Origin of the sequence: Corallococcus exercitus (assembly GCF_003611585.1) — a bacterium.
Lineage (GTDB): Bacteria > Myxococcota > Myxococcia > Myxococcales > Myxococcaceae > Corallococcus > Corallococcus exercitus.
Genome location: NZ_RAVW01000319.1, coordinates 1 through 11,635 on the forward strand (window position 1 = coordinate 1; position 11,635 = coordinate 11,635).

General features: G+C 72.6%; 8 protein-coding genes and 1 pseudogene. 8 read left to right on the forward strand and 1 reads right to left on the reverse strand.

Annotated elements, in window-relative coordinates; genetic code table 11:
- Window positions 1-35 precede the first annotated feature (35 nt).
- The 6 genes and pseudogenes from xseA to D7W79_RS30340 all read left to right on the forward strand — a co-directional run.
- A pseudogene (gene xseA / locus D7W79_RS30315) lies at window positions 36-1,544 on the forward strand (exodeoxyribonuclease VII large subunit); the annotation flags it as partial.
- A gap of 41 nt (window positions 1,545-1,585) precedes the next feature.
- On the forward strand, window positions 1,586-1,924 hold the full coding sequence (gene xseB, locus D7W79_RS30320) for an exodeoxyribonuclease VII small subunit (RefSeq protein WP_120528859.1): 339 nt from the start codon (window positions 1,586-1,588) through the stop codon (window positions 1,922-1,924).
- Window positions 1,925-1,951: 27 nt separating this feature from the next.
- A complete protein-coding gene (locus tag D7W79_RS30325) occupies window positions 1,952-2,341 on the forward strand; it encodes a response regulator (RefSeq protein WP_120528860.1) in 390 nt (129 codons plus the stop codon).
- Between the two features lie 5 nt (window positions 2,342-2,346).
- Window positions 2,347-3,240 carry a polyprenyl synthetase family protein gene (locus D7W79_RS30330; protein ID WP_120528861.1) on the forward strand — a complete coding sequence of 298 codons (894 nt, stop codon included), beginning with the start codon at window positions 2,347-2,349 and terminating at the stop codon, window positions 3,238-3,240.
- Window positions 3,240-5,144: a 1-deoxy-D-xylulose-5-phosphate synthase gene (locus tag D7W79_RS30335; protein ID WP_120528862.1), complete on the forward strand. Its 1,905-nt coding sequence runs from the start codon at window positions 3,240-3,242 to the stop codon at window positions 5,142-5,144. The genes D7W79_RS30330 and D7W79_RS30335 overlap by 1 nt, the downstream gene beginning before the upstream one ends.
- Window positions 5,141-5,881, forward strand: coding sequence for a TlyA family RNA methyltransferase (locus tag D7W79_RS30340; protein ID WP_120528863.1), 741 nt, complete (start codon window positions 5,141-5,143; stop codon window positions 5,879-5,881). Before D7W79_RS30335 ends, D7W79_RS30340 begins: the two co-directional genes overlap by 4 nt.
- Before the next feature lie 9 nt (window positions 5,882-5,890).
- Here D7W79_RS30340 and D7W79_RS30345 read toward each other — a convergent pair whose 3' ends face one another.
- Entirely contained in the window at window positions 5,891-7,450 is a 1,560-nt protein-coding gene (locus D7W79_RS30345; protein ID WP_120528864.1) for a hypothetical protein, read from the reverse strand.
- Window positions 7,451-7,904: 454 nt separating this feature from the next.
- On the opposite strand from D7W79_RS30345, the gene D7W79_RS30350 reads away from it, so the two are divergent.
- Together D7W79_RS30350 and D7W79_RS30355 are read left to right on the forward strand one after the other, a co-directional pair.
- Window positions 7,905-10,400: an ATP-binding protein gene (locus D7W79_RS30350; protein ID WP_120528865.1), complete on the forward strand. Its 2,496-nt coding sequence runs from the start codon at window positions 7,905-7,907 to the stop codon at window positions 10,398-10,400.
- 5 nt (window positions 10,401-10,405) lie between these two features.
- A partial coding sequence (locus tag D7W79_RS30355; protein ID WP_244222058.1) for a tetratricopeptide repeat protein occupies window positions 10,406-11,635 on the forward strand: 1,230 nt, incomplete at its 3' end.

Consider the following 11,635-nt stretch of genomic DNA (forward strand, 5'->3'; position numbering starts at 1 on the left):
CTCCGCATGCCTCGTGGGCTCGGAGATGTGTATAAGAGCCAGCGGTGCTGTCGGTGGGCGAGCTCACCCGGCAGATCAAGCAGACGGTGGAGTCGCGCTTCCCGCGCGTGCTGGTGCGCGGCGAGGTGTCCAGCTTCCGGGGCGCCAACGCGCGCGGCCACTGGTACTTCACGCTCAAGGACGCGGACGCCTCCATCGACGCGAAGGTGTGGGCGTCCATGGCCAGCCGCATCCGCTTCGCGCTGCGCGACGGCATGGAGGTGCTGGCCGAGGGCAGCGTGGACCTGTACGAGCCGCAGGGCCGCTACAGCCTCATCGTGTCCCGGCTGGAGCCGGTGGGCGAGGGCGCGCTGGCGCTCGCGTTCGAGCAGCTCAAGCAGCGGCTGGCGGCGGAGGGGCTCATCGGCGACCGGCGCGTGCGGCCACCCCGGCCCGTGCCGTTCCTGCCCCGGCGCATCGGCGTCGTCACCAGCCGCACCGGCGCGGCGCTCCAGGACTTCCTGCGCGTGCTGCACTCGCGCAACCCCCGGCTGGGCGTGCTCCTGGCGGACGCGCGCGTGCAGGGCGAGGGCTCCGCGGAGGACGTGGCGCGGGCCATCGAGCGGCTGGGGCGCACCGACGTGGACGTCATCGTCGTGACGCGCGGCGGAGGCTCCGTGGAGGACCTCTGGACGTTCAACGAGGAGCGGGTGGCGCGCGCCATCTTCGCCTCGCCGGTGCCGGTGGTGTCCGCCATCGGCCATGAGATCGACTTCACCATCTCCGACTTCGTCGCGGACCTGCGCGCGCCCACGCCCAGCGCGGCGGCGGAGCGGCTGGCGCCGGTGCTGGCGGACCTGGAGCTGACGCTGGCCACGCAGTCCGGCCGGCTGCGCCGGGCCATGGAGCGGCGGGTGCTGGAGCTGCGCGAGCGCCAGGGCCAGCTTCGCGCGCGGCTTCCGGACCCCCGCCGCGAGGTGAACCACCAGCGCCTGCACCTGTCCGAACAGGTGGAGGCGATGATGCGCGTGCTGCGCCCCCGCGTGCGTCAGGACCGGGAGACGCTGCGCGGCCTCCAGGAGCGGCTGCAGCGGGCGCGGCCCCAGACGCGGCTGTCGGAGCAGCGGGCGCATCTGCTCAAGCTGGCCATGCGCCTGTCGGAGGCGGCGCGCGCGGGCGTGTCCCGGCGGCGGGGCGCGCTGGCGGACGCGCGGCTGGGACTGGAGCGGGCCTCGCCCACGGCGCGGGTGGCCACCGAGCGGGCGAAGGTGGCGCAGGCGAGAGCGCGGCTCCTGGAGCTGCAGCGGGGCATGCTGTCGTCCGCGCAGACGCACTTCGGACGGCTGGGGGGCCGGCTGGACGCCCTGAGCCCCTTGAAGGTGATGTCGCGCGGCTACGCGGTGACGTTCCGCCAGCGGGACGGCGTGGTGGTGCGTTCCATGGCGGACGTGGCGGTGGGGGACGTGCTGGGCATCAAGCTGGCGGCCCACGGGGCGAAAACGCTGGGCGGGTGTGAAGAAATCGAAGCGACCGTTACCAGCCTGAAAGGCCCGGTGGACTGCTAGCGGGCCACCCTCTACATTCCGCGCCCCGCTCGGGGAGGTGGATGGCCGTGGCGAAGTCGGACAAGAACCCCAAGGTGGAGCCCGCCCCGGAGCAGTACGGGGACGTGGTGTCGCGCCTGGAAGAGACGGTGGCGCGGCTGGAAAGCGGCGACCTGTCGCTGGAAGAGTCACTCAAGGCGTTCGAGGAGGGCATCCGCCTCGTCCGCCGGGGCGAGAAGCTGCTCACGGAAGCCGAGCAGCGCATCGAGCAGCTGCTGGTGGACGAGGATGGCCAGGAGGTCGTCGCGCCGCTGGCGGTGGCGGCCCGGCCCGCTCCCCAGGCTGCACCCCGGACGGCCGCGCAGGCGCGTCCGCCACCGGAGGACGATGTCCCGTTCTAGGCATCAGGGGAAGGGCGGAGGCCGGGCATGTCGAAGCCGAAGATTACGATTGTCGATGACGACCGCGACACACGCGAGCTGCTCGCCGAGGCCCTGGGGGCCGAGGGGTTCGAGGTGATGTCCGCGGCCAACGGCCTGCGACTCGTCGCGTCGCTGGAGCTGCACCGGCCGCACGCCATCCTCCTGGACGTGAACATGTCCTGGATCAACGGCTTCGAGCTGTGCCAGGCCGTGAAGCAGAACAAGCAGTTCCGGGACATCCCCATCATCTTCATCAGCGGGCGGGGAGACCCGGAGGACAAGCGGCGCGGCATGGAGGTCGGCGCGGCCGACTACTTCGTGAAGCCGCTGGAGCTGGACGCGCTCGTCAAGCGCATCCGCCAACTCATCCCCGCCGACGTGGCGAAGGAGCCCTGACGCCGATGGCCGCTTTCAACCTGGACCCCTTCATGCGCACGCAGCAGGAGCGGGTGGAGACGCTCCTGCGCGAGAGCGCGGATCGCTGGGGCCCCGCGGGCACGCCGCCCCGGCTGGCGGAGTCCATGCGCTACTCGCTGCTCGCGGGCGGCAAGCGCCTGCGCCCGGTGCTGTGCCTGGCCTTCGCGGACGCGGTGACGAAGTCGAGCACCGACACCGCCGTCGTGCGGGATGCCGCGTGCGCGCTGGAGTACGTGCACACGTACTCGCTGGTCCATGACGACCTTCCCTCCATGGACAACGACGACCTGCGCCGGGGCGTGCCCACGAACCACAAGGTCTACGGCGAGCCGCTGGCGCTGCTGGCCGGGGACGGGCTGCTCACGGAGGCCTTCTCGCTGCTCGCCTCCGGACCGGAGCCGGTGCGCGGCTTGCTGTGCGCGGAGCTGGCGCGCGCGGCGGGCGCGGCGGGCATGGTGGGTGGGCAGGCGCTGGACATCGCGGAGGATCGGGCCGCGACGCTGGACTACCTCCTGCGGCTGCACCGGCTGAAGACGGGCGCGCTCATCCTGGCGGCATGCCGGATGGGGGTCCTGGCGGCCGGAGGCGACGGGGCGGCGCTCGCGAGCGCGGTGTCGTACGGGGAAGCGGTGGGCCTGGCCTTCCAGATCGCCGACGACGTGCTGGACGTGACGTCGAGCGCGGAGGCGATGGGCAAGCCGGTGGGCGCGGACGCGGAGGCCGGGCGCTTCACGTTCCCGGCGGTGGTGGGGCTGGATGAGTCGCGCCGCATGGCCGCGGAGCTGGTGGCCCGGGCGGAGGCGGCGGTGCGCCCACTGGAGGGCGCGGACGGACCGCTGGCGGCGCTGGCGCGCTACTCGGTGGAGCGGAAGTCCTGATGGCGGACGTGCTGTCCGGCGTGGCGTCTCCCTCGGATGTGCGCGCGCTCCCCGAGGCCGCGCTGCCCGGCCTGTGCGAGGCGCTGCGCGAGGCCATCATCACCACCTGCGGCCGCGTGGGCGGTCACCTGGGCGCGTCGCTGGGCGCGGTGGAGCTGGTGGTGGCCCTCCACCGCGTCTTCCACACGCCGCAGGACGCGCTCCTCTTCGACGTGGGGCACCAGGCGTACGCGCACAAGCTGCTCACCGGCCGGCGCGACCGCATGCACACGCTGCGGCAGGCGGGCGGCATCGCGCCGTTCCTGGATCCGCGCGAGAGCCACCACGACGCGCTGGCGGCGGGGCATGCGTGCACGGCCATCTCCGCGGCGCTGGGCCTGCTCGCCGGCCGGCGGCAGCTGGGCCATCCGGGCCACGTGGTCGCCGTGGTGGGCGACGGCGCGCTCACCGGGGGCCTGAGCTTCGAAGGGCTCAACAACGCGGGGGGCAGTCCGCTGCCGCTCGTGGTGGTGCTCAACGACAACCAGATGTCCATCAGCGCGAACGTGGGCGCCATCCCCGCGCTCCTGCGCACGCGCAACGCCCGCGCCTTCTTCGAATCGCTGGGCTTCACCTACCTGGGCCCGGTGGATGGGCACGACCTGGGGGCGCTCACCCGGGCGCTGCGAGAGGCGAAGGCGTCATCGCGCCCGGTGGTGGTGCACGCACTGACGAAGAAGGGGCGCGGCTTTCCCCCGGCGGAGGCCGACGAGCAGACGCGCGGCCACGCGATGGGACCGTATGAGTGGCGCGACGGGAAGCTGGTGCGCTCGCGCGGGGGCCGGCCCACGTTCAGCGAGGCCTTCGCCCAGGTGCTGGGTGAGGCGCTGGAGCGGGACCCGCGCGTGGTGGCCGTGACGCCCGCGATGCTGGAGGGCAGCGCGCTCACCGGCCTGAAGGCGCGTTTCCCGGACCGAGTGCACGACGTGGGCATCGCGGAGCAGCACGCCGTGACCTTCTGCGCGGGGCTGGCCGCGGCGGGGGCGAAGCCGGTCTGCGTCATCTACTCCACCTTCCTCCAGCGCGCGTACGACCAGGTGGTCCACGACGTGTGCCTGCCGGGCCTGCCCGTCGTGTTCGCGGTGGACCGGGCGGGGCTCGTGGGCGCGGATGGCGCCACGCACCAGGGCGCCTACGACGTGTCCTTCCTCCGGCCGCTGCCGGGCCTCACGCAGTGGGCCCCGATGGTGGGAGAGGACCTGGCGCCCATGCTCGCCACCGCGCTCCAGGCTTCCGGGCCCTCCGTGCTGCGCTTCCCGCGAGGGACGCTGCCGGACCTTCCGCCGGAACTGGCGCACGCGGAGCCCGAGGTGACCGGGCCCTCCGCGCCGGCTGTCACGGCCGCGCATGGACAGCCGGCGCCAGACGCGCGCTCCGTGACGAGCGGCCGTCCACTGTCCGCCGCCGTGCCGGGTGGGGCTTCAACGTCCGCCCCTGGGCAGCCGGCTCCAGACGCGCTCGCGGTCTCAGGCGCCCGCTGGCTCAAGCGCGTTCCCGGCGCCCGGCTGACGCTGGTGACGCTCGGGCCCTTGGGCCTGTCCGCGCTGGAGGCTGCTCGCAACGAGCCGGACTGGAGTGTGCTGGACGCGCGCCGGGCGTGGCCCCTGGACGAGGCCGCGCTCCTGGAGGCCGCGGCGGGCGGGCACGTGGTGGTGGCGGAGGAGGGCACCGTCCGGGGCGGCCTGGGCAGCGCGGTGCTGGAGCTGTACGCGGCGGCCGGCATCGCGCCCCGGGTGAAGCTCCTGGGCATGCCGGACGTGTTCCTGCCTCACGGAGACGCGCGGGTGCAGCGCACACAGCTGGGACTGGACGCGGCGGGCCTGCGGCACGCGGGCCATGCGCTGCTCGGAGAGGAGCGCCGGTGAAGCCGAAGAAGGAACGGCTGGACGTGCTGGTCGTGGAGCGCGGGCTCGCCGAGTCGCGCACCAAGGCCCAGGCGCTCATCCTCGCGGGCCAGGTCGTGGTCGCGGACCAGCGCGTGGACAAGCCCGGCTCCCTGGTCCCCGTGGAGGCCGAACTGCGCCTCAAGGGCGAGGTGCTCCCGTACGTGTCGCGCGGCGGCCTCAAGCTGAAGGCGGCCATGGACCGCTTCGGCCTGGACGTGACGGGCCGCGTGGGCGCGGACATCGGCGCCAGCACCGGCGGCTTCACCGACTGCCTGCTCCAGCACGGGGCCGTGCGCGTGCACGCCATCGACGTGGGCTATGGCCAGCTCCACGAGAAGCTGCGCGTGGACCCTCGCGTCCGATCGCGCGAGCGGGTCAACGCGCGCTACCTCACGGACGAGGACCTGCCGGAGAAGGTGGGCGTGGTCGTCATCGACGTGAGCTTCATCTCGCTCACCCAGGTGCTGCCGTCGGTGCTGCCGTTCCTCGTCCCGGGCGGCCTGCTCATCGCCCTGGTGAAGCCCCAGTTCGAGGTGGGGCCGGACCGGGTGGGCAAGGGCGGCGTGGTGCGCGACCCCGCGGCGCGGCAGGACGCCATCGACACCGTGACGGCGTTCGTGCGCGAGCACGGCCTCAGCGTGCGCGGGGTGATGGACTCACCCGTGCCCGGGCCCGCCGGCAACGTGGAGGCGCTCCTCGTCGCCGACAGGCCCTGAGGGCCACAGCTACGGCTTGACGGCGCGGTAGTCGCTCAGCGGCAGGGCCTGGACCAGGTTGTTGCCCACGCGCATCCACAGCCGCCCGCTGTCATCCACGGAGCAGGACAGGCTGCTGGAGACCTCGTAGCGGAACAGCTCGCCCTTTTCGGCGGAGTCCACCGCGACGATCTCCTGGGGCATGGCGCCCGTCACGTTCGGGCCGTTGAGCAGGTAGAACTCCGGGCTCGTCGGCTGGCCCAGCTGCACCTGCATGATGCGCAGCTGGCCGGACGCGTCCACGGACGTGCCGCCCTTGTTGGTGACGAGGCCGTTCGACGCATCCAGGAACCACACGCGCTGCGTGCCGATGGCCGCCAGCCGCGAGCCCGCGGAGAAGGGCATCAGGAAGTTCAGCGGCACCGGCAGCGTGACGCTCACCCACTTGAGCGCGGAGCCCTCGCAACCCTCCAGGTCCGTGGAGCACGCCTGCACGCGCGACTGGTTGTTGCCGAAGAGGAACGCGACGTAGAGGGTGGACCCGTCCGCGCTGAACGCGGTGACGGGCGGCTCATCCAGCTCGCCGTTGTACGCGAAGATCTTCTTCTCCTGCACGGGCTGCATCTCCTGGCTCGTGCCGTTCGCGTCGATGTAGGCCACGATGACCTGCGGCACCTGGGAGAACTCCAGCTGCGCCACGTAGGGCACCAGCACCTGCTGCCCCTTCTCCTGCGGCGGGCTGATGGGGCCCAGCACGGCGCCCTTGTACGTCCACTGGAAGGTGCCGCCGGCGTTGGTGTGCTTGAGGCGGGACACCGTGTAGCGGTCGCGCACGAGCGCGTCGCCGTTGGCCATCACCGACAGGCTGACCAGGAAGTACGTGGGCGACGTGCGGCCGGTGATCTTGAAGTCGGCGTCCACCGCCACCGCGCCCGCGCCCGGCGTCCACACCCACCGCTTCTTGCTGGTGGGGTTGATGCTGGTGATGACCGTGTTCCCGGTGCACGGGATGCCCATCTCCACCGAGTTGCGCACCACGCCCGCCGAGTCCACCCGGAAGAGCGTGCCGGAGCCGGTGGTGGGGTTGCCGCACCCGATGAAGGCGACGTTCGTGCCGCTGCCCTCGGCGATGAAGAAGTCCGTCACCACCTGGCCGTTGGGATCCGGGTCCTTGATCACCTTCGTCACCGGCAGGAACGTGGCCGCCTGGGGCTGGGACACGTTGGTCCGGCCGTCCGAGCACGTCGCCCGCGCGTTGAGCGACAGGTTCACCGCGAGGCCGCGGGTGTACTTGATCTCATTCGACGCCAGCTCGAAGTCCATGGACCCGCTGGTGTACGGGACCGTCTTGAGGAACGTGTCCCGGTCGTAGATGTCCACCTGCGCCACGGAATCGCACCCGGCCACGATGACCCGCACCGTCAGTGACGGGGCCGCCGTGTTGGGCTGTGGCACGGTGAGGGTCACCACCGGCGGGTCCGGGGTGGGCGGCGGCTTCGGGTCGCCACAGGCGGCGAACACGGAAGCGCAGAAGGTCAGCGTGGCCAGGAAGGCCCGCTGCGCGAACGGGCGCGAAGGGACGGAGTGCATGGTTTCGCACTCTACCGCGCTCCCCTGGGAAGCGGGCGGGGCCACGACCCACCTGTTTTACCCCCAATCCTGATCGCGAGAACCGCCGGAAACCCCCGCCGCCGCCTGCCTGCCCGCCATACCCCCGGCCAGGATCGAAGAGTGGTATGGGAAGAAAGTGACAGCCTGACTGTTTCTGCGGTGTTCCACCCCTTCCAGGGGCTGGGCAGGCGGCCTCCAGTCATCGGACCGTCACGCGCGTGCGGGATTCCGGAGGAAGGACACCGGGCCGGGGTATACGTCGCGCGCCCTTTCTCACCCCTCTCGCTCAGGAGAGCCCCGTCCATCCGCTGGCCCGCGGACGGGTTAGACGGCATGATCCGGAATCGACCATGACCCCTTCCGCACCCAACGGGTTTCCGCGACATCGTTCCCTGGCCAGGCGGGGCGGAGGCGCGCCGTGAGGATCGAGATGCTGTCGTCGGAGCAGCGGGGGCGGGTGCTCGTCCTGGCGGCGAAGGCCGCGGGTGACGCGCTGGTGGAGCGGCTCACGGCGAGTGGCTACCAGTGCGCCTCCACCGAACGGGAGACCGGGCTGGCGGAGATGGTGGACCAGCTCCAGCCGGAGGTGGTGCTCCTGGCCGTGACGGCCAAGCGGGCGGCGGAGCTGCTGGAGACGGTGCGCAAGACGGACAAGCTCCAGCGCCTGCCGGTGCTGGTGGATCAGGGCCGTGCCCGTTCCGCGGAGGCCTTCAAGCGGCTGGCGGTGGACGACTTCGTGCGCGGCGCGGATGAGCTGGTGCCCCGGCTGGAGTCCGCCCTGCGCGCCTGGCGGCTGAAGGAGCGCGAGGAGCGCATCCGCATGCGCATGGGGATGCTGCTGGAAATCACCCAGGCGGCCACCAGCTCCCTGGAGCTGGAGGAGATCCTCCGCATCGCGGTGGAGAAGGTCGGCCAGGTCACGGGCACGGACCGCTGCTCCGTGGTGCTGGTGGAGGGCAGCCACGCGCGCACGGCCACGGTCGTCGCGACGCAGGAGGACCCCAGCCTCGTCCAACTGGACATCGAGGTGGCGCGCTATCCGGAGCTGCGCCGCGCGCTGGAGACGCGGCAGCCCGTCCTGATTGAAGAGGCGCAGCGCGACCCGCTGATGGCGGAGGTGCGCACGTCGCTCCTGCCGCAGGGCGTGAAGTCCATCCTGGTGCAGCCGCTCATCTGCCAGGACGACCTGCTGGGCGCGCTCTTCCTGCGCGTGTCCAAGGGCGAGGCGTCCATCGGGCGCGACGAGCAGGAGTTCGCGGAGGCCGTGGCGGGCGTGCTCGCCAACTCCATCCGCAACGCGCGCCTGCACACGGCGGTGAAGAAGAAGCGCGAGGACCTGGAGCTGGCGTACGTGGAGCGCTACCGCGAGCTCAACGACGCGAACCGCCGCCTGAAGGAACTCAACCGCCTCAAGGATGAGATCATCGCGGTGTGCAGCCACGACCTGCGCGCCCCGCTCCAGGTGCTCCTGGGGCACGGCCGGCTCCTGCTGGAAGGGCCGCTGGAGGCGCAGCAGAAGCAGTCCGCGGACGCGATGATCCGCCAGGGCCGGAAGATCCTCACCCTGGTCGAGTCCCTGCTGGAGAAGGGCAAGGGCGAGGCGGCGCGGCTCTCCATCGAGCCCCGCGTGCTGGACGTGGCGCAGCTGTGCCGCGACGCCGTGGCGGAACTCGAAATCCTCGCGGCGGAGAAGGCCGTGGCGCTGCGCTCCGAGTGCCCCGACAGCCTGATGTTGATTGGCGACGAGGTGAAGCTGCACGAGGTGCTGCAGAACCTCATCAGCAACGCCATCCAGCACGCCAGCGACCCGGGCTCGGTCGTGGTGCGCACGCAGCGGCTGTCCCGCCCGGACGGCGACGCGGTGCGCGTGATGGTGAGCGACAACGGCGTGGGCATCCCGCCGGACGAGCTGCACCTCGTGTTCGACCGCTACCGCCACGGGCCCAAGGGCACGGGGCTGGGGCTGGCCATCTGCAAGGAGTTCGTGGAGCTGCACGGCGGTGAAATCTGGGCGGAGAGCCCGGCCGACGGCGGCTGCACCTTCGTCTTCACGCTGCCCCTGGCGCAGGAGGCCGCGCGCAACCCCCGGCCGCAGCCCGCGCCCGGCGCCGCGCCCGAGCAGCCGCGCGTGCTGGTGGTGGAGGACGAGCCGGAAATCGCCGCCGTGCTGTCGGAGGTGCTGCGCTCGAAGTACCGCGTGGAGGTGGCGCGCGACGGCGCGGAGGGCCTGGCGAAGGCGCGTGCGTCCCGGCCGGACCTGGTGGTCATGGACGTGTTCCTGCCCAAGCTGGACGGCCTGGACGCGGCCATGGCGCTCAAGTCGTCGTCGGACACGGCGCACATCCCCGTCATCCTCCTGTCCGCCCACCAGGGCGTGGCCGACAAGGTCCGCGCGCTCAACCTGGGCGCGGTGGACTACATGGCCAAGCCCTTCAACGCGGTGGAGCTGCTCAACCGCACCGAGCGCGCGCTCAAGCTGCGCCAGGGTGAGAAGGAGCAGGACAAGACGAACTCGCTCCAGCGCCGCACCGGCAGCGACCCGGCGACGGGCCTGCTCGACCGCCGCGGTCTGCTCCTGCGCCTGGAGCAGGAGGTGGCCCGCAGCCGGCGCTACCACCGCGCCCTCACGCTGGCGGTGCTCCGTCCGGACCGCGACCTGGACGCCATGCCGCCCAACATGGGGGACGTGATGCGCAAGCGCGTGCGCCACCCGGACTCCATCGCCCACCTGGGACTGGGCGTCTTCGCGGTGGTGCTGCCCGAGTGCAACGCGGACGCGGCGCGCACGGTCATCAACCGCCTGATGCCGGACGTGGAGAAGGTGACCTCCATCGAGTACCGGGCCGCCATGGCGGACGTCAGCCAGGACAGCGATCCGGTGGAGAAGCTGCTGGAGAAGCTGGGGGCGCCGCCTCCCGAGGTCCACTAGCCCGCGTGCGCCCGCTCCCGCTCCTCAGCCGTGCCGCCGTGTTGTGCCTCGCGCTGGCCGCCGGAGGTTCGGGGGCCGCGCCCGCGAGGAAGGCCCCGCCTCCGCACGTCGACCGCGAGGCGATGCGCGAGGCCATGGACTCGAGCGACCGCGACGACGAGCCGTCCGCGTCGTCCGCCAGCTACGCGCACTACCTCCAGTCCCGGCTGATGCACCTGGAGGGCAACCACCGGGGCGCGGTGGACGAGCTGCGGCTGGCGCTCGCCACCGACGACGGCAACCCGAACCTCCTCACCCAGCTGGGCGAGGAGTACGCGCGCCTGGGCGACCTGGAGCGCGCCGAGCGCGAGCTGCGCCGGGCCGTGGAGAAGGCCCCCACGCACTACGCCGCCCACGTGCTCCTGGGCCGCGTGCTGATGGAGTCCGGCCGCGCGCCGCGAGCCCGCCAGCACCTGCGCCGCGCCATGGCCCTGCGCCCCCGCGACCCGGAGGCGTACCTCGTCCTGTCGCAGCTGTACCTCGACGCGAAGGACCCCAACGAGGCGGTGAAGGTGGTGGAGGCGCTGGCCCACGCGCTGCCGGGAGAGCCCTCCGGCTACCGGCGGCTGGGGCTCGTCCTCGCCGAGCGCGGCGATGCGGCCCGCGCCGAACGTCTGCTCGAGAAGGCCGCCGAGCGCGACCCGGGCGACGTGGAGGTGTGGGCCACGCTGGCTCGCATCTACGAGGAGTCCGGCCGGGCGAGGGACGCGGAGGACGCGCTCGCCCACGCGCTGGAGGCGGACCCGGACAGCCGCGAGGTCCTGCTGTCCGCGGGCCGCGCCGCGCTGAAGGGCGGGTCGGTGACGCGGGCGCGGGCGTACTTCGACCGGCTGCTGTCGCTGTCCACGTCGCCGGAATTGGCCGTGCGGGTGGCCTTCAGCTACCTGGCCGCGGGAGAGCCCGCCGCCGCGGAGGTCGTGCTGGACGCCGCGCGCAAGGACGCGCCGGAAGAGCCCCGGCTGGCGTACTACTCGGGCCTCGTGGCGGAGCGGACGCGCCGCTTCACCGTCGCCGCCCAGGACTTCGCGAGCGTGCCCCCGGACTCGGAGGTGTTCCCCGACGCCCGCGTGCGCCAGGCCCGCTGCCTGTCGCTGGCCGGGGACCATCCGCGCGCGCTGGCGCTCTACCGCGCCGCCATGACGGACGCGCCCGACGATATGGAGGCGCGCATCGGCTACGCCCGGGCGCTGGAGCGG

Excerpts from the sequence above, each read along its gene's own strand:
- D7W79_RS30325 (WP_120528860.1), top strand. The coding sequence starts at position 1,952 with ATGTCGAAGCCGAAGATTACGATTGTCGATGACGACCGCGACACACGC.
- D7W79_RS30330 (WP_120528861.1), top strand. The coding sequence starts at position 2,347 with ATGGCCGCTTTCAACCTGGACCCCTTCATGCGCACGCAGCAGGAGCGG.
- D7W79_RS30335 (WP_120528862.1), top strand. The coding sequence starts at position 3,240 with ATGGCGGACGTGCTGTCCGGCGTGGCGTCTCCCTCGGATGTGCGCGCG.
- D7W79_RS30345 (WP_120528864.1), bottom strand. The coding sequence starts at position 7,450 with ATGCACTCCGTCCCTTCGCGCCCGTTCGCGCAGCGGGCCTTCCTGGCC.
- xseB (WP_120528859.1), top strand. The coding sequence starts at position 1,586 with ATGGCCGTGGCGAAGTCGGACAAGAACCCCAAGGTGGAGCCCGCCCCG.